Origin of the sequence: Streptomyces sp. NPDC048481, assembly GCF_043200075.1 — a bacterium.
In the GTDB taxonomy this organism is placed as follows: Bacteria; Actinomycetota; Actinomycetes; order Streptomycetales; family Streptomycetaceae; genus Streptomyces.
The window spans coordinates 72,124-92,963 of sequence record NZ_JBICXC010000005.1 but is presented as its reverse complement, the minus strand read 5'-3'; the positions used below and the strand labels follow the sequence as shown (position 1 = coordinate 92,963).

The 20,840-nt window shown below is 71.4% G+C and carries 17 protein-coding genes and 1 tRNA gene; 11 read left to right on the top strand and 7 right to left on the bottom strand.

What is annotated here, in order from left to right; genetic code table 11:
- The first annotated feature begins 54 nt into the window (after window positions 1-54).
- The 6 genes from eno (at window position 55) to ACGFSH_RS17360 (ending at window position 7,024) form a co-directional block, all read left to right on the top strand.
- Complete coding sequence (gene eno / locus ACGFSH_RS17385; protein WP_393349323.1) at window positions 55-1,350, top strand: phosphopyruvate hydratase; 1,296 nt, start codon at window positions 55-57, stop codon at window positions 1,348-1,350.
- Window positions 1,351-1,473: 123 nt separating this feature from the next.
- The gene (locus tag ACGFSH_RS17380; RefSeq protein WP_393349321.1) at window positions 1,474-1,950 is read left to right on the top strand and encodes a septum formation initiator family protein; all 477 of its coding nucleotides are present in this window, start codon (window positions 1,474-1,476) and stop codon (window positions 1,948-1,950) included.
- Window positions 1,951-1,971: 21 nt separating this feature from the next.
- Complete coding sequence (locus tag ACGFSH_RS17375) at window positions 1,972-2,538, top strand: DUF501 domain-containing protein (protein WP_393349319.1); 567 nt, start codon at window positions 1,972-1,974, stop codon at window positions 2,536-2,538.
- The gene (locus tag ACGFSH_RS17370) at window positions 2,535-3,488 is read left to right on the top strand and encodes an exopolyphosphatase (RefSeq protein ID WP_393349317.1); all 954 of its coding nucleotides are present in this window, start codon (window positions 2,535-2,537) and stop codon (window positions 3,486-3,488) included. The genes ACGFSH_RS17375 and ACGFSH_RS17370 overlap by 4 nt, the downstream gene beginning before the upstream one ends.
- A gap of 575 nt (window positions 3,489-4,063) precedes the next feature.
- The gene (locus ACGFSH_RS17365) at window positions 4,064-5,458 is read left to right on the top strand and encodes an NAD(P)/FAD-dependent oxidoreductase (protein WP_393349315.1); all 1,395 of its coding nucleotides are present in this window, start codon (window positions 4,064-4,066) and stop codon (window positions 5,456-5,458) included.
- A gap of 276 nt (window positions 5,459-5,734) precedes the next feature.
- Complete coding sequence (locus tag ACGFSH_RS17360) at window positions 5,735-7,024, top strand: class I SAM-dependent methyltransferase (RefSeq protein ID WP_393349313.1); 1,290 nt, start codon at window positions 5,735-5,737, stop codon at window positions 7,022-7,024.
- Between the two features lie 73 nt (window positions 7,025-7,097).
- Here ACGFSH_RS17360 and ACGFSH_RS17355 read toward each other — a convergent pair whose 3' ends face one another.
- Together ACGFSH_RS17355 and ACGFSH_RS17350 are read right to left on the bottom strand one after the other, a co-directional pair.
- Complete coding sequence (locus tag ACGFSH_RS17355) at window positions 7,098-9,626, bottom strand: ABC transporter permease (RefSeq protein WP_393349311.1); 2,529 nt, start codon at window positions 9,624-9,626, stop codon at window positions 7,098-7,100.
- Between the two features lie 103 nt (window positions 9,627-9,729).
- The gene (locus ACGFSH_RS17350; protein WP_393349309.1) at window positions 9,730-10,500 is read right to left on the bottom strand and encodes an ABC transporter ATP-binding protein; all 771 of its coding nucleotides are present in this window, start codon (window positions 10,498-10,500) and stop codon (window positions 9,730-9,732) included.
- A gap of 418 nt (window positions 10,501-10,918) precedes the next feature.
- Between ACGFSH_RS17350 and ACGFSH_RS17345 the strand changes: the two genes are divergently transcribed.
- The 3 genes from ACGFSH_RS17345 to ACGFSH_RS17335 all read left to right on the top strand — a co-directional run bounded on the left by ACGFSH_RS17345 (window position 10,919) and on the right by ACGFSH_RS17335 (window position 13,410).
- Window positions 10,919-11,002: transfer RNA gene (locus ACGFSH_RS17345), tRNA-Leu, on the top strand.
- Window positions 11,003-11,129: 127 nt separating this feature from the next.
- Complete coding sequence (locus ACGFSH_RS17340) at window positions 11,130-12,305, top strand: 4-hydroxybenzoate 3-monooxygenase (protein ID WP_393349307.1); 1,176 nt, start codon at window positions 11,130-11,132, stop codon at window positions 12,303-12,305.
- 211 nt (window positions 12,306-12,516) lie between these two features.
- The gene (locus ACGFSH_RS17335; protein ID WP_393349305.1) at window positions 12,517-13,410 is read left to right on the top strand and encodes a Bax inhibitor-1/YccA family protein; all 894 of its coding nucleotides are present in this window, start codon (window positions 12,517-12,519) and stop codon (window positions 13,408-13,410) included.
- A gap of 92 nt (window positions 13,411-13,502) precedes the next feature.
- Here ACGFSH_RS17335 and ACGFSH_RS17330 read toward each other — a convergent pair whose 3' ends face one another.
- The gene (locus tag ACGFSH_RS17330; protein ID WP_256918764.1) at window positions 13,503-13,730 is read right to left on the bottom strand and encodes a DUF4287 domain-containing protein; all 228 of its coding nucleotides are present in this window, start codon (window positions 13,728-13,730) and stop codon (window positions 13,503-13,505) included.
- 104 nt (window positions 13,731-13,834) lie between these two features.
- Between ACGFSH_RS17330 and ACGFSH_RS17325 the strand changes: the two genes are divergently transcribed.
- A complete protein-coding gene (locus tag ACGFSH_RS17325) occupies window positions 13,835-14,146 on the top strand; it encodes a hypothetical protein (protein ID WP_329410690.1) in 312 nt (103 codons plus the stop codon).
- 40 nt (window positions 14,147-14,186) lie between these two features.
- On the opposite strand, the gene ACGFSH_RS17320 is transcribed toward ACGFSH_RS17325, so the two are convergent.
- From ACGFSH_RS17320 to ACGFSH_RS17310, 3 genes are all read right to left on the bottom strand, one after another.
- Window positions 14,187-14,987, bottom strand: a complete 801-nt coding sequence (locus ACGFSH_RS17320) for a hypothetical protein (RefSeq protein WP_393349302.1) — start codon at window positions 14,985-14,987, stop codon at window positions 14,187-14,189.
- Window positions 14,988-15,337: 350 nt separating this feature from the next.
- Window positions 15,338-16,558: an acetyl-CoA C-acetyltransferase gene (locus ACGFSH_RS17315; RefSeq protein WP_393349300.1), complete on the bottom strand. Its 1,221-nt coding sequence runs from the start codon at window positions 16,556-16,558 to the stop codon at window positions 15,338-15,340.
- Window positions 16,559-16,925: 367 nt separating this feature from the next.
- Window positions 16,926-17,954 carry an SGNH/GDSL hydrolase family protein gene (locus tag ACGFSH_RS17310; protein ID WP_393349299.1) on the bottom strand — a complete coding sequence of 343 codons (1,029 nt, stop codon included), beginning with the start codon at window positions 17,952-17,954 and terminating at the stop codon, window positions 16,926-16,928.
- 161 nt (window positions 17,955-18,115) lie between these two features.
- On the opposite strand from ACGFSH_RS17310, the gene ACGFSH_RS17305 reads away from it, so the two are divergent.
- Window positions 18,116-19,504, top strand: a complete 1,389-nt coding sequence (locus ACGFSH_RS17305; RefSeq protein ID WP_393349297.1) for a cystathionine beta-synthase — start codon at window positions 18,116-18,118, stop codon at window positions 19,502-19,504.
- Window positions 19,505-19,868: 364 nt separating this feature from the next.
- Here the strand turns inward: ACGFSH_RS17305 and ACGFSH_RS17300 are convergent, their stop codons facing one another.
- Window positions 19,869-20,705: a helix-turn-helix transcriptional regulator gene (locus ACGFSH_RS17300; protein ID WP_393349295.1), complete on the bottom strand. Its 837-nt coding sequence runs from the start codon at window positions 20,703-20,705 to the stop codon at window positions 19,869-19,871.
- Window positions 20,706-20,840 lie beyond the last annotated feature (135 nt).

Here is a 20,840-nt window from a genome sequence, read left to right as displayed (position 1 = left end):
GTCCGTCATGGCCCGCGGGGCCCCGCACAACCAGCGTCACATCCCAAGAAGGAGATGCTCGTGCCGTCCATCGACGTCGTCGTAGCCCGGGAAATCCTGGACTCCCGAGGCAACCCCACGGTCGAGGTCGAGGTCGGCCTCGACGACGGCAGCACGGGTCGTGCCGCCGTACCGTCCGGCGCTTCCACCGGCGCCTTCGAGGCCATCGAGCTCCGCGACGGCGACCCCAACCGCTACCACGGCAAGGGTGTCGAGAAGGCCGTCCTCGCCGTCATCGAGCAGATCGGCCCGGAGCTCGTCGGCTACGACGCCACCGAGCAGCGCCTGATCGACCAGGCCATGTTCGACCTGGACGCCACCGACAACAAGGGCTCCCTCGGCGCCAACGCCATCCTCGGCGTCTCGCTCGCCGTCGCCCACGCCGCCTCCGAGGCCAGCGACCTGCCGCTGTTCCGCTACCTGGGCGGCCCGAACGCGCACCTGCTGCCCGTTCCGATGATGAACATCCTGAACGGCGGCTCGCACGCCGACTCCAACGTGGACATCCAGGAGTTCATGATCGCCCCGATCGGCGCGGAGTCCTTCTCCGAGGCGCTGCGCTGGGGCGCCGAGGTCTACCACACCCTCAAGAAGGTGCTGAAGACCAAGGGCCTGTCCACCGGCCTCGGCGACGAGGGCGGCTTCGCCCCGAACCTGGAGTCCAACCGCGCCGCGCTCGACCTCATCATCGAGGCCATCCAGCAAGCCGGTTACGTCCCCGGCGAGCAGATCGCGCTCGCCCTCGACGTCGCCGCGTCCGAGTTCTACAAGGACGGCAAGTACGAGTTCGAGGGCAAGTCCCGCTCGGCCGCCGAGATGACGGAGTACTACGAGGAGCTCGTCTCCGCGTACCCGCTGGTCTCCATCGAGGACCCGCTGTTCGAGGACGACTGGGCCGGCTGGAAGGTCATCACCGACAAGCTGGGCGACAAGGTCCAGATCGTCGGCGACGACCTCTTCGTCACCAACCCCGAGCGCCTCGCCCGCGGCATCGAGGAGGGCTCCGCGAACGCCCTGCTCGTCAAGGTCAACCAGATCGGCTCGCTGACCGAGACCCTGGACGCCGTCGAGATGGCCCAGCGCAACGGCTTCAAGTGCATGATGTCCCACCGCTCCGGCGAGACCGAGGACGTCACCATCGCCGACCTCGCCGTCGCGGTGAACTGCGGTCAGATCAAGACCGGCGCCCCGGCCCGCTCGGATCGCGTCGCCAAGTACAACCAGCTGCTGCGCATCGAGGAGATCCTCGACGACGCCGCCGTGTACGCCGGCCGCAGCGCCTTCCCCCGGTTCCGCTCCGCGAACCAGTAGGCGCGGCGGCGGCGCAGCGCGCTGACCCCACGGGGTCAAGGCTCCGCCAGTCGTACGTACGTCCCCGTACTCGGTCCCGTACCGTGTGCGGGGACGTACGCACGTGAAGGGGAGGCGGAGCACATGCCCGTGAAGGACCGGGACCGGTTCTCCACCGCGACCAGGATCAAGCTGCTCGGCGAGCAGACCGCGGCCCGGGTCTACCGCTCCCAGACGAAGCGCCAGGCCCGCCGCTCACGGCTCACCGGGCGCGCCGCCCTGCTGGCGCTCGTCCTGTGCACGCTGATCGTCGCCCTGGCCTACCCGATGCGCCAGTACGTCTCCCAGCGCGCCGAGGTGGCCGACCTGCAACGCGAGAAACAGCAGGCCGGCGAGCGCGTACGGCAGCTGCGCGACCTGAAGGCGCGCTGGCAGGACGACGCGTACGCCGAGCAGCAGATCCGACAGCGGCTGCACTACGTGCTGCCGGGGGAGACCGGCTACATCGTCGTCGACCCGGACGCGGCCCGGCAGTCCCGCGCCGAGCTGGGGGCGGCGGACCGCCCCTGGTACTCGAACGTCTGGGACGGGGTCGACTCGTCGGACGCCTCCGACCAGTGACCGACCGATAGAAAGACAGGCATGGAAACAGCCCCGCCGACCACTCCGCGCACCGAGCCCACCGACGCGGACGTCGAGGCCTTCAAGCAGCAGCTGGGACGGCCGCCGCGCGGCCTGCGCGCGATCGCGCACCGCTGCCCGTGCGGGCAGCCGGACGTCGTCGAGACGGCCCCGCGGCTGCCCGACGGCACGCCCTTCCCGACGCTGTACTACCTGACGTGCCCGAAGGCCAACTCGGCGATCGGCACGCTCGAGGCGAACGGCGTGATGAAGGAGATGACCGAGCGGCTGCGGACCGACCCGGAGCTGGCCGCCTCCTACCGCGCCGCGCACGAGGACTACGTCCGGCGCCGGGACGAGATCGAGGAGCTGAAGAACTTCCCCAGCGCCGGCGGCATGCCGGACCGGGTGAAGTGCCTGCACGTGCTGGTGGCGCACTCGCTGGCGGCCGGCCCGGGCGTCAACCCGCTCGGCGACGAGGCGCTGGCGATGCTTCCGCAGTGGTGGAGCAAGGGCGCCTGCGTGACCCTCGCAGCCGGCCCGGCGGCGGACTCCGCGGCGAACTCCGAGGCGGGGGAGGAGCGGTGACGCGGGTCGCCGCCGTCGACTGCGGCACCAACTCCATCCGGCTGCTCGTCGCCGACGCCGATCCGCGGACCGGCGAGATCGTCGACCTGGACCGCCGGATGACGATCGTCCGGCTCGGCCAGGACGTCGACCGCACCGGACGGCTCGCCCCCGAGGCGCTGGAGCGGACCTTCGCCGCCTGCCGCGAGTACGCGGACGTCATCAAGGAACTCGGCGCGCAGCGGCTTCGTTTCGTCGCCACCTCCGCCTCCCGGGACGCGGAGAACCGGGACGAGTTCGTGCGCGGCGTGCTGGACATCCTGGGCGTCGAGCCCGAGGTCATCACCGGCGAGCAGGAGGCCGAGTTCTCCTTCACGGGGGCCACGAAGGAACTGGCCGGCCGCGACGACCTCACCCGGCCCTACCTGGTGGTCGACATCGGCGGCGGCTCGACCGAGTTCGTCGTCGGCGACGACCGGGTGCGCGCCGCCCGTTCCGTCGACGTGGGCTGCGTGCGGATGACCGAGCGGCACCTGGTCGTGGACGGGAAGGTCACCGACCCGCCGACCGAGCGCCAGATCGCGGCCATGCGCGCCGACATCGAGGCCGCCCTCGACGTCGCCGAGCGCACCGTGCCCCTGCGCGAGGCGCACACCCTGGTCGGCCTGGCCGGTTCGGTCACCACGGTCTCGGCGATCGCGCAGGGGCTGGCGGAATACGACTCTGCGGCCATCCACCACTCGCGCGTCTCGCACGAGAAGGTCCGCGAGATCACCGACCGGCTGCTGCGCTCGACGCACGCCGAGCGCGCGGCGATCGGCGCGATGCATCCGGGCCGGGTGGACGTGATCGGGGCGGGCGCGCTGGTGCTGCTGTCGGTCATGGAGCGGATCGGCGCGCGGGAGGTCGTGGTGAGCGAGCACGACATCCTCGACGGCATCGCCCACGGCTGCGCCGCCGAGGCGCGCTGAGGGGCAGTGCCGGGCGATGCCCTGACCGGGCGGGGCGTCAGCGGCCGCTGTGCCGCCGTGATGGACCGCGGAGCGCAGGGGGCCGTCGCGGTCGTGGGCGATCTCCGACGGCGTCGTGCGGTCCGTCGCCCGGTGCGCTTCGATGCTGTGCGCGCACTCTGCTGAGCAGGCAGGACGCCCGGATGAGCACGCCTCGCGGGCCCTCGGACGCCTCCTCGCGGCGCCCCGTCGGGAAAGTTCGTGAAGTTCTTCACAAGGAATTCGGCCCCGCCGGAGGACGAAGACGTCCCGGTTGACCCTTCCAGGGCCCCAACTGCCGTGTGAACGTGTTCAAAACAGGCGTGCGCGGACGTATCGCGAGGGGGCGGGAGGGGCCCTGCCGGAGCGCCTCACGGCGGCCTCCGGGACCCGGAGAGGCAGCTCAAGCGGCATTGACAACGTCACGCCCTACACGCCGGTTCCCACCTCGCGCCATGATGTGGATCACGCGAGCGGCGGAGGATAGCACACACCCCCGACAAGCTTGTGAAGGGGCGCACGAGCGACCCCCTCCGACCGGGTGGATACTCGATGGCATGAGCACCACGGAGCGTCCCAGGATCCTCGTAGTAGGCGGTGGGTACGTAGGCCTGTACGCAGCTCGGCGCATCCTCAAGAAGATGCGCTACGGCGAGGCGACCGTCACGGTCGTCGACCCCCGGTCGTACATGACCTACCAGCCCTTCCTCCCCGAAACCGCCGCCGGCAACATCTCCCCGCGCCACGTCGTCGTCCCGCTGCGACGCGTGCTGCCCAAGGCGGAGGTCCTCACCGGCCGGGTCACCACCATCGACCAGGACCGCAAGGTCGCCACGATCGCCCCGCTGGTGGGCGAGGCGTACGAGCTGCCCTTCGACTACCTGGTGATCGCGCTCGGCGCGGTCTCCCGCACCTTCCCGATCCCCGGCCTCGCCGAGCAGGGCATCGGCATGAAGGGCGTCGAGGAGGCCATCGGCCTGCGCAACCACGTCCTGGAGCAGCTGGACAAGGCCGACTCCACGACCGACGAGGAGATCCGCCGCAAGGCGCTCACCTTCGTCTTCATCGGCGGCGGCTTCGCCGGCGCGGAGACCATCGGTGAGGTCGAGGACCTGGCCCGCGACGCGGCCAAGTACTACAAGACGGTGTCCCGCGAGGACATGCGCTTCATCCTGGTCGACGCCGCGGACAAGATCCTGCCCGAGGTCGGCCCCAAGCTCGGCCAGTACGGCAAGCAGCACCTGGAGAGCCGCGGTGTGGAGATCTACCTCTCCACCTCGATGGACTCCTGCGTCGACGGCCACGTCGTCCTGAAGAACGGACTCGAGGTCGACTCCAGCACGATCGTGTGGACGGCCGGCGTCAAGCCCAACCCGGTGCTCGCCCGTTACGGCCTCCCGCTCGGCCCGCGCGGTCACGTCGACACCGCCCCGACCCTCCAGGTCCAGGGCACCGACTACATCTGGGCCGCCGGCGACAACGCCCAGGTCCCCGACGTCGCCGCCCGCAAGGCCGGCGTCGAGAACGCCTGGTGCCCGCCGAACGCCCAGCACGCGCTGCGTCAGGCCAAGGTCCTCGGCGACAACGTGATCTCCGGCATGCGGGGCTTCCCGCAGAAGGAGTACGCGCACTCCAACAAGGGTGCGGTGGCGGGCCTCGGCCTCCACAAGGGCGTCGCGATGATCGTCATGGGCAAGATGAAGATCAAGCTCAAGGGCCGTCTCGCCTGGTACATGCACCGTGGCTACCACGGCATGGCGATGCCGACCTGGAACCGCAAGATCCGCGTCTTCGCCGACTGGACCCTCGGCATGTTCCTCAAGCGCGAGGTCGTGGCGTTGGGCGCGCTGGAGTCCCCGCGCGAGGAGTTCTACGAGGCCGCCAAGCCCGCCCCGGTCGCCGCGAAGCCGGCCGCCGAGAAGACCGAGAACGAGAAGGCCAACGCCTCCTGACCTCGCGTCACCCGACCTCGGGCCTGCGGGCCCGCGGTCACTGAACACCCCGAAGGGGCCGTCCGCCATCCGTGGTGCGGACGGCCCCTTCGGCGTCCCGCGGCGGGGACGGAGCGTGTTGTCATCCTTTGTGATGACCCGGCGAGTGCCGTGTGCCGTGTGCCGTGTGCAGGTATTTTGCCCAGCCGTGACGGCGTCGCGGGACTGGACACCGCACCCCCTCGTGTTTACGTGGTGACAGGGCATTCCGGGATCACCGTCACGGAGGTGTGCATCATGGCCGACGCCGCGCCGCGGCTCCATGGACTCGTCGAACAGCTGCTGGACGCACCGTTCCCGCTGCGTCTGCGCGCCTGGGACGGTTCGCAGGCCGGCCCTCCCGGCGCGCCGACCCTGGTCGTACGCCACCGCCGGGCCCTGCGCCGCCTTCTGTTCAAGCCCGGCGAACTGGGCCTGGCCCGCGCCTGGGTGGCCGGCGACGTGGAGATCGAGGGCGACCTGTACACCGCGCTCGACCTGGTCTCCGGGCTTCTGTGGGAGCGCGACGACGACGCCCGCACCCTCGCCCGAGCGCTGCGCGACCCCGGGTTCCGCGCCGCGGCCCGCAATCTGCTCAGGCTCGCCGGCCCCCCGCTGCCGCCCGCCCCGCCCCGCGAGGAGATCCGCCGCACGGGCCACCTGCACACCCGCCGCACCGACCGGCGCGCCGTCAGCCACCACTACGACGTCGGCAACGACTTCTACGCACTCGTCCTCGGCCCGTCCATGGTGTACTCCTGCGCCTACTGGCAGACCCCGGACGGCACTCTCGAGGACGCCCAGCGCGACAAGCTCGAACTCGTCTGCCGCAAGCTCGCCCTGACGCCCGGACAGCGACTCCTGGACGTCGGCTGCGGCTGGGGCTCGATGGCGGTCCACGCGGCCCGCGAGCACGGCGTGCGCGTCGTCGGGATCACGCTCTCCCAGGAGCAGGCCGCCCACGCCCGCAAACGCGTCGCCGAGGCCGGACTGACCGACCGGGTCGAGATCCGCGTCCAGGACTACCGCGACGTCGCCGACGGCCCGTACGACGCGATCTCCTCCATCGGCATGGCCGAACACGTCGGCTCCGCCAGATACCTGGAGTACGCGCGCGTCCTGCACGCGCTCCTGAAGCCGGGCGGACGGCTGCTCAACCACCAGATCGCCCGCCGCCCGCAGCGCGACGAGTCCTCCTACGGCGTTGACGCCTTCATCGACGCCTACGTCTTCCCCGACGGCGAACTCGCCCCCGTCGGCACCACCGTCGGCCACCTCGAACGCGCCGGATTCGAGGTCCGCGACCTGGAGTCGATCCGCGAGCACTACGCCCTCACCCTGCGCCGCTGGGTGGCCCGGCTGGAGGAGGGCTGGGACCGGGCCGTCCACCTGACCGGCCCCGGCCGCGCCCGCGTCTGGCGGCTCTACATGGCCGCCTCCGCCGTCGCCTTCGAACGCAACCGCATCGGCGTCAACCAGATCCTGGCCGTGCGGACCCCCGAGTCGGGCGACTCGGGGATGCCGCTGCGGGCCCGCACCTGGAACTGACCCGGAACGGACGAAGGGGCCCGCGCCGTCTCCCGGCGCGCGGCCCCTTCTCCTGTGCCGTCCCCCCGTACCGCTACTCCGACTTGATCGCCGCCAGCATGTTCAGCCGGGAGGCCCGGCGGGCCGGCCACAGCGCCGCCAGGATGCCCACCCCGGCGGCCAGGGCCAGGAAGAGCGCCATCCGGCCCCAGGGCAGGACGAGTTCGTACGTGGCCATCTTCGTGCCGAGCAGCTCGCCGGCCGCCCAGCCGAAGAACACGCCGAGCCCGATGCCGAGCACCCCGCCGAAGAGCGAGATCACGAGGGACTCCAGCCGGACCATCCGCTTCACCGAGCGCCGGTCCAGGCCGATGGCGCGCAGCATGCCGATCTCCTGGGAGCGCTCGAAGACGGACATCGCGAGGGTGTTGACGACGCCGAGGACAGCGACGATCACCGCCATGGCGAGCAGCCCGTAGAGCATGTTCAGCAGCAGCGTGAACATCTTCGCGATCTCGTCGGAGAGGTCCTGCTTGCTCTGCACCTTGATGGCCGGGTTGGAGCCGAGGGCCTTCTCCAGCCGGTCCTTCGTGCCGTCCGAGACGCCGCCGGACGTCTTGACCATGACCTGCATGTCGGCCGGGTCCTCGACATGCGGGGTCAGCGCCGCGTTGTCGAGGAGGATGCCCCGGATCAGCTCGTTGCTCTCGTACACCCCGGCGACCGTCAGCCGCCGGCTCTTGCCGTCCTCGTAGTGCACGGTGAACGACGAACCGGCCTTCCAGCCGTAGGACTTCGCGGTGCCCGCGTCGACGACGACCCGCGAGCCGCCGACCGTGAAGGCGCCGTTGTCCATCGGGAGGTCGGTGAGCTTGCCGAAGGCGGAGCCGTCGACGCCGGTGAGGTACTCGGTCTCGCCGTCGATGCGGCCGGGCGCGTTGCGCATCGGGCTGGTGGCGGTCACCCCGTCGACGGTCTTCAGCTTCGCGTCGACGTCCGGGGACAGCTCGTTGCCGTTGGCCATCGACACGACGTAGTCGGCCTTGATCGCGGCGGACGCCATCTTGTCGATGGACTTCTGAAGGCTGCCCGCCATCACCGTCATGCCGGTGATCAGGGTGAGGCCGATCATCAGCGCGGAGGCCGTGGCCGCCGTGCGGCGCGGGTTGCGCACCGAGTTCTGGCGGGCCAGCTTGCCCGACACCCCGAAGATCCGCAGCACCGGCGCGGAGGCCGCGATCAGCGGTCGGGACAGCAGCGGGGTCAGGATGAACACGCCGATGATCAGAAGCACCGCGCCGAGGCCCATGGGGGCCTGGCCGTCGGAGCCGTCCATCGTCGTCGCGGCGAGGACGACGGCCACGCCCGCCGCCGAGAACAGCGCGCCCAGCGTGTTGCGCAGCACCAGCGACCGGGTGGTCGCGGCGGCGTGCACGCTGCTCATCGCGGCGACCGGCGGGATCTTCGCGGCCCGGCGGCCGGGCAGCCAGGCCGCCACCATGGTGATGACGATGCCGACGGCCATGGCGGTGGCGACCGTGCCGGGGGAGACGACGAGCGGCCCGTCGGGGACGGTCGCGCCCAGCGTCCCGAGCAGCGAGCGCAGCCCGGCGCCGATGCCGACGCCGGCCGCCAGTCCGGTCACGCCGGCGACCGTGCCGACCACGAACGCCTCGATCAGCACCGACCGGGTGACCTGCCGGCGCGAGGCGCCCACGGCCCGCAGCAGGGCGAGTTCCCTGGTGCGCTGGGCGACCAGCATGGTGAAGGTGTTGGCGATGATGAAGGTGCCCACGAACAGCGCGATGCCGGCGAACACCAGCAGCCCCTGCTTCATCCCGCTCATCGACGCCGAGATCACCTCCGCCTGGTCGTCGGCGAGCTGCCTGCCGGTGGTGGTCTCGACCTGGTCCTTCGGCAGCGCGGCGTCCAGGGCGGACTTCAGCGCACTCTGCGAGGTCCCGGGGGCCGCCTTCACGTCGATCTCGTCGTAGACGCCGGGCTTGCCGAACAGCTTCTGCGCGCTCGCCGTGTCGAACAGGGCGAGGCTGCCGCCGGCGGCGACGTTGCCGTCGTCGGTGCTGAACACGCCGGTGACGCGCGGGGAGAGGACCGGGCCGTCGACGGAGATCCGCACGGTGTCGCCGACCTCGTACCCGGCGCGCTCGGCGGTCTTCTCGTCGATGACGACCTCGTTCACGCCGCGCGGAGCGCGCCCCGAGACGAGCGGGTACCGGGCGTCCTTCGTCCCCCAGTAGTTGCCGCCCTGCGACTGGAAGCCGCCGCCTATGAGCTTGCCGTCCTTGTCGGCCATGGCGGTGAAGCCGGTCACGACGCCGACGGCGGACGCGGCGCCCGGCGCCTTCGCGGCGCGCTCCAGCGTGGCCTGCGTCAGTTCGGGCGTCTTGACGATGCGGTCGCCGACGTCCGGCTGGGACTCGCCGGTCACGGCGACGTCGACCTGGTCGAAGCCCTTGGCGGAGCTCTTCTGAAGGGCGTCGGAGATGGTGTTGGTGAAGACCAGGGTCCCCGACACGAAGGCCACGCCGAGCATCACGGCGAGCACGGTCATCAGGAGCCTGGCCTTGTGCGCGAGCACATTGCGCAGGGCGGTACGGAACATGGGTGGTGTCTTCTCAGTCCTGCTCGTCGGCGAGCGGTGGCTTGCGTTGGGTCCCGGTCGGTCCCGGTGGGCCCTGAGGCGGGCCCGGTCGGTCCGGTACGGGTCAGCTGGTGCGGCCCTTGGCGTCGAACCGCTTCATGCGGTCGAGCACCGACTCGGCCGTCGGGCCGTGCACCTCGTCGACGATCCGGCCGTCCGCGAGGAAGACCACCCGGTCCGCGTAGGCCGCGGCCACCGGGTCGTGCGTCACCATCACCACCGTCTGCCCGAGTTCGCGCACGGAGTTGCGCAGGAAGCCCAGCACCTCGGCGCCGGAGCGGGAGTCGAGGTTGCCGGTCGGCTCGTCGCCGAAGATGATGTCCGGCCGCGAGGCCAGGGCGCGGGCCACGGCGACCCGCTGCTGCTGGCCGCCGGAGAGCTGCGAGGGCCGGTGGCTGAGCCGGTCGGCGAGCCCGACCATGCGGATGACCTTGTCCAGCCACTCCTTGTCGGGCTTGCGGCCCGCGATGTCCATCGGCAGGGTGATGTTCTCGAGCGCGGTCAGCGTCGGCAGCAGGTTGAACGCCTGGAAGATGAAGCCGATCTTGTCCCGGCGGAGCTTGGTGAGCTGCTTGTCCTTCAGGGAGCCGAGTTCGGTGTCGCCGATGCGCACGGAGCCGGAGGAGAAGGTGTCCAGGCCCGCCACGCAGTGCATGAGCGTGGACTTGCCGGAGCCGGAGGGCCCCATGATCGCGGTGAACTCGGCCTGGCGGAAGTCGACCGAGACCCGGTCCAGGGCGACCACCTGGGTCTCGCCCTGTCCGTAGATCTTCGACAGTTCCGTGGCGCGTGCGGCCGCTGTGGTGGTCCGGTCGGCGAGGGGGCTGGTGGTCACGGAGTGGTGCTCCTGTCGGGACGACGGCGGTTTCCTTGGGGACGTGAACCATCGTCGCGGCCGGGGGCCGTCGTGTAGTCAGCCGCTGTTCCGGTTCTGAAGGCAGACTCCGGACGGACCGGGGGCTCCCGTGTCATACCTGGGGATGACGCCGGACCCCTGCTCGCTCCCGCGCCCGCCCGTCTGCTGGACGTTCGTCAAGAACCGGTGGAGCAACCTCGTTCGGACGGTGAAATTCCGTCATTCCGCATGCACAAGCGGTTTCCGCACGGGAGGCTGCTGGCAAGTGCGGACAGTGGGTCATCGGTGCTGATGCACCCTCAGACATCAATAAAATAAGACAACATCGGGTCTGACCGCCGTCGGACGGGGGGACGGATCCCGATAGGGTCGACAGGTCAAGCGGAGCCCTCGGCCTGCCCAGATGGTGGAATGCAGACACGGCGAGCTTAAACCTCGCTGCCCCTTCGCGGGCGTGCCGGTTCAAGTCCGGCTCTGGGCACTTCCGACCTCTCGGCGACCCCTCCAGCCGTCTCGACCGTTGACACCCGCCGAGTGCGGGCGCACACTCACGTCCGAAGTTAGTGAAAAAAAGTTCACTGTGCGAACTCTCCTGGGAGGATGGCCGGATGCGCACCACCGTCGGCATCGTCGGCGCCGGCCCCGCCGGCCTGCTGCTCGCCCGCCTGCTCCATGTCGCCGGCATCGACTCCGTCGTGCTGGAGAGCCGGGACCGGGCCTACGCGGAGAACCGCCAGCGCGCCGGGATCCTGGAGCAGGGCACGGCGGACGTCCTGCGCGCGGCCGGCGCCGGCGAGCGCATGGACCGGGCCGGACTGCGCCACGACGGCATCGAGCTGCGGTTCGCCGGGCGGCGCCACCGCGTGGACTTCCCCGCCCTGACCGGCGGCCGGTCCGTGACGGTCTACGCCCAGACGGAGGTGTGCAAGGACCTCATAGCCCTCCAGCTCGCACAGGGCGGCCCGCTGCTCTTCGAGGCGGAGGCGCTGGCCGTCGAGAACGCCGCCACCGACCGGCCGCGCGTGCGCTTCCGGCACGAGGGCGTCGAGGACGTCCTGGAGTGCGACTACGTCGTGGGCTGCGACGGCTTCTGGGGCGTCGCCCGCAAGGCGGTCCCGGCCGCGGCCGCCCACGTCTTCGAGCGTGCGTACCCCTTCGGCTGGCTCGGGATCCTCGCCGACGTGCCGCCCTCGCACGACGAACTCGTCTACGCCCGCCACTCGCGCGGCTTCGCGCTGCTCTCCATGCGCTCGCCGTCCGTCTCCCGGCTCTACCTCCAGGTGCCCCAGGGCACGGACGCGCGGGAGTGGGCGGACGAGGCGATCTGGGACGAGCTGGACCGACGGCTCGTCACCGACGACGACTGGAAGCTGGAACGCGGCCCCATCACCCAGAAGTCGGTCACTCCCATGCGGTCCTACGTCCACGAGCCCATGCGGCACGGCCGGCTCTTCCTCGCCGGGGACGCGGCCCACATCGTCCCGCCGACCGGGGCCAAGGGGCTGAACCTCGCCGTCGGGGACGTCGTCACGTTCGCGCGTGCCCTGACCCACCGCAGGGACACCGGTTCGTCCGCCCTCCTCGACGCCTACTCCGCGACCTGTCTGCGGCGCGTGTGGCAGGCGGAGCGGTTCTCCTGCGACATGACGGCCCTGCTGCACCCCGCCCCCGGCGCCACCCCCTTCGAGGAGCGGCTCCAGCTCGCCCGCCTGGAGCGGATCGCCTCCTCTCGGGCCGCGGAGACCGATCTCGCCGAGGGCTACACCGGCTTCTCGTTCGATTGATCGAACGGCGGGGTTCGTCCGGTCTCCGTGGGATACCGGCCTTGTCCCGGCTTGGTCATGATCGGTGACGGCCCCGGCCGGGAATCACCAGGCGGCGTAGCGTGTTGCGCGACAGGATGAGGGAAAGATCCTCCCCAAGCACTAGGGTCAATCCTTTGCCTACCTATTACCCTTGAGCCAAGGCCGCGCAGTGTGGCCATGGAGGAGTGCAATGAGGAGCAGAAACCCGGTCTTCTCGCGACGGGGGTTCAGCCGCGACAACGGCTACGCGGGCTTCAACGCCGCGCCGCAGGCCGGGGGACCCGCAGTCGGCACGCAGCAGGGCAACCCGTACGCCCAGCAGGCCGGCAACCCGTACGCGCAGAACCCCTACGCCCAGCAGGACCTGCAGTACGGCGTCCCGCCGCAGGCCCCGGCCGCCACCGGCCGGATGACCATGGACGACGTCGTCGCGCGCACCGCGACCACGCTCGGCGCCGTGGTCGTCGCGGCGGTCCTGTCGTGGCTGCTGCTGCCGGTCGACGAGGCCAACATCAACAAGTCGTACGGCATCGCCGTCGGCGCCGGTCTGGTCGCCATGGTGCTGGCGCTGGTCCAGTCGTTCAAGCGACGCCCGGTGCCCGCGCTGATCCTGTCGTACGCCGCGCTCGAGGGCGTTTTCCTCGGCGTGATCTCCAGCGCGGTGTCCACCTACATCGCGGACGGCGTCGTCGCCCAGGCGGTGCTCGGCACCATGGCGGTCTTCGCCGGCGTGCTCGTGGCGTACAAGGCGGGCTGGATCCGCGTCAACCGCCGCTTCTACGGCTTCGTGATGGCCGCCGCCATCGGCTTCGTGCTGCTGATGGCCGTGAACCTGCTGTTCGCGGTCTTCGGCGGCGGTGACGGCCTCGGCTTCCGCAGCGGCGGCCTGGGCATCGTGTTCGGCATCATCGGCATCATCCTCGGCGCCTGCTTCCTCGCCCTCGACTTCAAGCAGGTCGAGGACGGCATCGCCTACGGCGCCCCGCGCGAGGAGGCCTGGCTCGCCGCCTTCGGCCTCACGATGACGCTGGTGTGGATCTACATGGAGTTCCTGCGGCTCCTGTCGATCCTGAACAGCGACTGACCCGCCGCGCACCGCGCGACACCACGGCGAAGGGCCCCGGGACACCGTCCCGGGGCCCTTCGCCGCGTCTGTGTGGGTGCGTCGCGAGCGCGCTACGTCAGTTTGCGCGCGGCCCTCCTCAGGTCGTACTCGTGGATGATCGCCTTGGCGTGGCCGTACGCGAGGTTGTGCTCGGCGCGCAGCCAGCTGACCTTCTCCTCGAAGCGGAGAGCGGGGCCTTCGTCGACGGTGCGCAGCCAGTCGGAGACCTCACGACCGGTGCAGTGGGGGATGCGGGCCAGTATGTTGCGGTGGGTCTCCTCGGAGAGGACATGGGACATCGGCGCCTCCGGTAGCAAAGGGGATGTAAGCCGGTCCTTCAGGTCACCGTGCCTGAGTGTCCGCCCGTTGGCAACAGTCCCGGTGCGACGCGTACTCTCGCGGCGTGGCTGATACGACGTCCCTGACCCGTGCGGTGGACCGCTTCGCCGACCGTCTGCGCGCCGCCCCGCAGAGCCGGCTGCAAAGAGGCGCCGCCGCCGAGGCGCTCGCGCTCGCGAGGGAGCTGGCCCGGCGGGCCCAGCTCGTCGAGGAGCCCGGCACGCCGCCGCGGGAGATGCCCGACGCCGGGATGTTCGCCGCCGCCGACCAGATCACCGTCGCCGCGCACGACCTGGCCCTCGTGCTCACGGACGAGGGCCAGGTGGAAGAAGCGGTGGAACTGGTGGCGCAGGCGCAGAAACGCGCCGGCGTGTGAGCCTCACGGGCGGGGGCGCAGACGCGCCCGCGGCTGTGTCTCAGAGGCTCGCTATGACCCGGTCCGCCAGGATGTAGACGCTGTCCGCGCCGCACTGGAACGTCAGGGTGTAGGCGCCGGAGACGCCCGAACCGCCCAGCAGGAACGGGGTCTCGCCCGCGGTGAGGGCCGCGGCGAGGCGTTCCGCCGTCTCGCGGTGGCCCGGCGTCATGCACAGGGTGGTGCCGTCGGCGAAGACGTAGACGTCGAGGGTGCCCAGCGGGCCCGGCCGCACGTCGGTCAGTTCGACCTGCTCCGCCGCGAGTTCCTCCAGCGTGGCCACCGTGCGCTCGTGGTCGTTCACGACCGGTGACTGGACCGGCACGAAGTCGGGGTGCGAGGGGTGGCGGCGGCGGGCGGCCGCCAGCTCCGCGGACTCGCCGCTGAAGTCGTCGCCGTCCGCGCCGGCCTCGGTCACCGGCTCCAGGCCGATGAAGTCCGCCTGGCGGGGCAGGAACAGCTCGCTGTCCGGCAGACCGAGCAGGGAGGGGGCGTCGGAGCCGTCACGGGCCTCCTGGGCGGCCCAGAAGGCGCGCGCCTCGGCCAGCTCCCGCTCCCGCTCCTCCGCGAGCGCCTCGGCCACCGCGGCGCGTATCTCAGCCGCGTCGGCGGTGGTGCGGGCGGCCGGCACGAAGCCGCGCAGGTGCGCGGCCGCGCTCTCGGCACTCTCGGCGTTCCTCGCGAGTTCGGCGTGCAGGGCGGCGACCTGCCGGCGCAGCTGAAAGAGGGTGCGCAGGACGGCGACGCCCACGGCGCCCGTGGCGGCCGTGGTGACCAGCAAGGCGATCGGCATGGCGCTCACTGACGTACTCCCGGTTCAAAGTCGACCCCCGACTTCCTACATCAGCTTGAAGGGTGGACTATCCAGCTGTCAGTGCGTAACGTCACGAAACGGACAGGACTTTGGGCCTGGGGTTTGCTGCCGAAAGGCGCTGAGCTGGGTAAATCCCTCTGGGAGGGAGATAGGTCACATCCTGGGGGAGATTGGATCACAAAAAGGCCCGGAGTCCAGGTGCTTTCCGGACTCCGGGCTGATCCGTGACCACGAGTGCTGAAACGGTTACGCAGAGACTCCGTCAAGTCGCCGCGCCACGCGGCGTCCTCGCCGTGCCGGGCGGCCGCTCGCCGCGTTCCCGTCACCTCACGCGGGGGTCAGCTCAGGCGCTCGACGACCATCGCCATGCCCTGGCCGCCGCCCACGCACATGGTCTCCAGACCGAACTGCTTGTCGTGGAACTGCAGGGAGTTGATGAGCGTGCCGGTGATCCGGGCGCCCGTCATGCCGAAGGGGTGGCCGACGGCGATGGCGCCGCCGTTGACGTTCAGCTTGTCGAGGTCGATGCCGAGGTCCCGGTAGGAGGGGATCACCTGGGCGGCGAACGCCTCGTTGATCTCGACCAGGTCGATGTCGTCGATGGTGAGGCCGGCCCGGCGCAGGGCCTGCTTGCTCGCCTCGACCGGGCCGAGGCCCATGATCTCGGGGGACAGGCCCGAGACGCCCGTCGACACGATGCGGGCGAGCGGGGTGAGGCCCAGCTCGCGCGCCTTGGTGTCGCTCATGACGACCACCGCGGCCGCGCCGTCGTTCAGCGGGCAGCAGTTGGCGGCGGTCACCAGGCCGTCGGGGCGGAACACCGGCTTCAGGCCCTGGACGCCCTCCATCGTGACGCCCGCGCGCGGGCCGTCGTCCTTGCTGACGACCGTGCCGTCGGGCAGCGTCACCGGGGTGATCTCGCGCTCCCAGAAGCCGTTCTTGAGGGCTTCCTCGGCGAGGTTCTGCGAGCGGACGCCGAACTCGTCCATGTCCTGGCGCGTCACGCCCTTGACGCGGGCGAGGTTCTCCGCGGTCTGGCCCATGGCGATGTACGCGTCGGGGACGAGGCCGTCCTCGCGCGGGTCGTGCCAGCTCGTGCCCTCCTGCTCGGCGACGGCCGCGGTGCGGGCCTCCGCCTCGGCGAAGAACGGGTTGTGCGTGTCCGGCAGGCTGTCGGAGTTGCCCTTGACGAACCGGGAGACCATCTCGACGCCCGCCGAGATGAAGACGTCGCCCTCGCCGGCCTTGATGGCGTGCAGGGCCATGCGGCTGGTCTGGAGGGACGAGGAGCAGTAACGGGTGATCGTGCAGCCGGGGAGGTGGTCCATCCCCATCTGCACGGCCACGATGCGGCCGAGGTTGTTGCCCTGCTCGCCGCCGGGCAGGCCGCAGCCGAGCATCAGGTCGTCGATGTCCCTCGGGTCCAGCTCGGGGATCTTGGCGAGGGCCGCCTGGATGATCGTGGCGGTGAGGTCGTCCGGGCGCAGGTCCTTCAGGGAGCCCTTGAAGGCGCGGCCGATGGGCGAGCGGGCGGTCGAGACAATGACTGCTTCGGGCATCACGGCTCCAAGGGGACTGGACGGGTCGTACGGGCGGCTGCTTGGGAAGTTACCCGTACGTATGGCCTGGGTCACGGGGGTGGGGATGTGACCCTGGCCGCAATTTACTAAGCGCTTGCTTTTGCCTCCGGCGGCGGGGCGGGATTTGTGCGGCCGGGGTGTGCGGGGGGTTGTGCGGGTCGGGGAGGTGAGGGGTTGTGCGGGTTGGTGGGGTGAGCGGCCCTGGGGGCTGTGCCCCCAGACCCCCTTCGCCCCTGAACGGGCCTCGTCCTCAAGCGCCGGACGGGCTGGTTGTGCGGCCTCGTCCTCAAGGGCCGGACGGGCTGGTTGTGCGGCCCGGTGGTGAAGTGCCGGACGGGCTTGTCGGTCAGGCTGTGGTGCGGGTGGTGGGTTCTGGTTCTGTCACCCGGCGGCGGCGGCGTCGCTTCAGGAGGGCCCAGGGGCCCCGGGGGCCGGTCGGCATCGCCGCCGTCACCTCCGTGCCGGGTTCCGCGACCGCTTCCGCGGCCGCCCGGGCCACCGGCAGGAAGCCCTCGCGGCGGGCGGCGTCCGGGCGCTCCTCGTCGGCCGGCCACAGGCCGAGCGCCGCGCACACCGTGGGCAGCACGGCCATCGCCGCCGTCGCGTAGCCCTCCGCCGACGGGTGGTAGTGGTCGGGGCCGAACAGCTCGCGCGGGTTCGCCTCGAACTCGGGTCCCAGCAGGTCGCCCAGCGACACCGTGCGGCCGCCCTGCCCGACGGCGCCGATCGTCTGGGCCGCCGCCAGCTGACGCGACGCCCGGCGCGCCAGCCAGCGCAGCGGCTGCTGGACCGGCTCGATCGTGCCCAGGTCGGGGCAGGTGCCGACGACGACCTCGGCGCCGGCCGTGCGCAGTCGCCGGACCGCCGCCGCCAGGTGCCGCACCGAGCGGGTGGGCGGCATGCGGTGCGTCACGTCGTTCGCGCCGATCATGATCACGCAGACGTCCGGCGCCCGGTCGCAGTCCTGGAGCGCCAGCGCCACCTGCCGGTCGAGATCGTCGGACTGGGCGCCGGGAAGCGCCACGTTGCGCAGCTCCACGGGCCGTTCCGCGACCGCCGCCAGCCCCGAGGCCAGCAGGGCGCCCGGGGTCTGCCCGGAGCGGTGGACCCCCTGGCCCGCCGCCGTGGAGTCGCCCAGCATCGTCAGCCGCAGGGGCTCCCGGCCCGGCCCGGGGGCGTCGTACGCGGTGCCGTAGCGGCCGTCCGCGTGCGGGACGTGCGGGTGCGTCCCGTTGTTCACCTGGCGGCGGGCCAGATGCACCTCCGCCAGCACCAGTCCGGCCACCGCCGCCCCGGCCAGCCCGATGCCGCCGCCGCCGTAGGCCGCGCCGGCCGCGATGCGCCGGGCCACTCTCGCCCTCGACATGCTCGTCATGCCTCGACGCCACCTCCTCGTGTCCGTACACCCACTCCTTGCCCCGTACGCACGGTCGCCCAATCTCGACGAGGAGTGAACATGCCGCTCCGGCCGGGGCCCGCCCCGTACCCTGGCGGGACCACTACGACCACTGTTTTTGCAAGCAACCGGAGACAACGGTGCAATTCCACGACTCGATGATCAGCCTCGTCGGCAACACCCCGCTGGTGAAGCTCAACAGCGTGACCAAGGGCATCCGGGCGACCGTCCTGGCCAAGGTGGAGTACTTCAACCCGGGCGGTTCCGTGAAGGACCGCATCGCCCTGCGCATGATCGAGGCCGCCGAGCAGAGCGGAGAGCTGAAGCCGGGCGGCACGATCGTCGAGCCGACCAGCGGGAACACCGGTGTCGGGCTCGCCATCGTGGCCCAGCAGAAGGGGTACCACTGCATCTTCGTGTGCCCCGACAAGGTGTCGACGGACAAGATCAACGTGCTGCGGGCCTACGGTGCCGAGGTCGTCGTCTGCCCGACCGCCGTGGACCCCGAGCACCCGGACTCCTACTACAACGTCTCCGACCGGCTGGTGCGCGAGACGCCGGGCGCGTGGAAGCCGGACCAGTACTCCAACGCGAACAACCCGCTCTCCCACTACCACTCCACCGGCCCCGAGCTGTGGGAGCAGACGGAGGGGCGGATCACCCACTTCGTCGCCGGCGTCGGCACCGGCGGCACCATCTCCGGCACCGGCCGCTACCTGAAGGACGCCAGCGAGGGCCGGGTGCGGGTCGTCGGCGCCGACCCCGAGGGCTCCGTGTACTCCGGCGGGTCCGGGCGGCCGTACCTGGTCGAGGGCGTCGGCGAGGACTTCTGGCCGACCGCCTACGACCGCACCGTCGCCGACGAGATCGTCCCCGTCTCCGACAAGGACTCCTTCCAGATGACCCGGCGGCTGGCCAAGGAGGAGGGCCTGCTGGTGGGCGGCTCCTGCGGCATGGCCGTCGTCGCCGCGCTGCGCGTCGCCGAGCGGCTCGGCCCGGACGACGTCGTCGTCGTCCTGCTGCCCGACAGCGGCCGCGGCTACCTCTCCAAGATCTTCAACGACGAGTGGATGGCCGACTACGGCTTCCTCGAGGACGACGGCCCCAGCGCCCGCGTCGCCGACGTCCTCAACGACAAGGTGCACGGCGCCATCCCGTCCCTCGTCCACATGCACCCCGACGAGACCGTGGGCCAGGCCATCGAGGTGCTGCGCGAGTACGGCGTCTCGCAGATGCCGATCGTGAAGCCGGGCGCCGGTCACCCGGACGTCATGGCCGCCGAGGTCGTCGGGTCGGTCGTGGAGCGGGAGCTGCTGGACGCCCTGTTCACCCAGCGGGCCTCGCTCGACGACCCGCTGGAGAAGCACATGTCCGCGCCGCTGCCGCAGGTCGGCTCCGGTGAGCCGGTCGGCGACCTGATGTCCGTGCTCGGCACGGCCGACGCGGCGATCGTCCTCGTCGAGGGCAAGCCCACCGGGGTCGTCAGCCGCCAGGACCTGCTGGCCTTCCTGGCCAAGGGCGGAAAGTGACCTTTGCGTGACGGGGGCCGTGATCGCGGGGAAACCTGCGGTGAACGGCCCCCCGAGGCACCGGACTTCCGTTTCCCCACCGGATCGGTCGACTTCGCGGAAGTGCTACGCGCGTGTCACGTGCACGCAGCACCGGGTTAACACGCGTCCGGCATCGTGAGGGGTGTCGGCGGGGAGCGGCTCCCCCGCCGGCAGGTGAACGGCGTCACGGACCTCCGGAGCGGCTCCCGGACCTCCCACGACGCCACGGACGCAAGCCCGGCCTGACCCGGCCCGCGTCCCTCGCGGGGACCGCCGTCGTCCCGCCCCCCGGCAACGGGGGTGCGGCGGTCCCCGCGCAAGCCTCCCGGCCCGGCCGGGCTTCTCAGGGCGACGTACGTACCGGTGCGGCTCCCCAACTGCCCAGCAGCCGCAGCCGTTCCTCCGTCTCGGAGCCCGCCTCCGCGGTGTAGACCAGCAGGGTCTGGTCCGGGTCCGCCGCCACCGCCAGCGTCTCGTAGGGGAAGGTCAGCAGGCCCGCGACCGGGTGCTGGATCCGCTTCACCCCGTAGGCGCACTCCCGGACCGGGTGATCGGCCCACAGCCTGCGGAATTCCTCACTCTTCAGCGACAGCTCCCCCACCAGCGCGGTCAGCCGGCGGTCGTCCTGGTGATGGCCCGCCAGCATCCGCAGGTGCGCCACGCACTGGACGGCCACCGCGGACCACTCCGGGTAGAAGTCGCGCGAGCCGGGGTCGAGGAACACGTGCCGGGGGATGCTGCGGCCCTCGGGCCCGCTCCCGCTGTAGCCGAAGACCGCGTCGGCGAGCGGGTTCCACGCCAGCACGTCCATCCGCTGGTCCAGCACGAACGCGGGCGTGCGCTCCATGCTGTCGAGCAGCGCCCGCACCCCCGGCCGGACGCGGGGCGCGGACGGCCGCCCGGCGGACCTGCGCGGGCGGGCGACGGCGCGCAGGTAGGCGTGCTCGGTGTCGTCCAGGCGCAGTACGCGGGCCACGGCGTCCAGGACCGCGTCGCTGACGGCGGGGCCGCGGCCCTGCTCCAGGCGTATGTAGTAGTCGACGCTCACTCCTGCGAGCTGCGCCACCTCCTCGCGCCGCAGACCGGGGACGCGCCGGCGCCCGTGCGAGGGCAGTCCGACCTCCTCCGGCCGGATGCGAGCACGGCGCGAGCGCAGAAAATCTCCGAGGTCCCCGTCCATGGGTTCGATCGTAGGGGACGGGCGCCCGGCGAACCTGGTACTGCCGGACCCAGGAAAAGCGCATCCCTGGGTAGCTCCGGGACGGGCGGCCACAGTGGTGCGTGCCGCCGGGGAGACGCCCCGGCCCACCACACC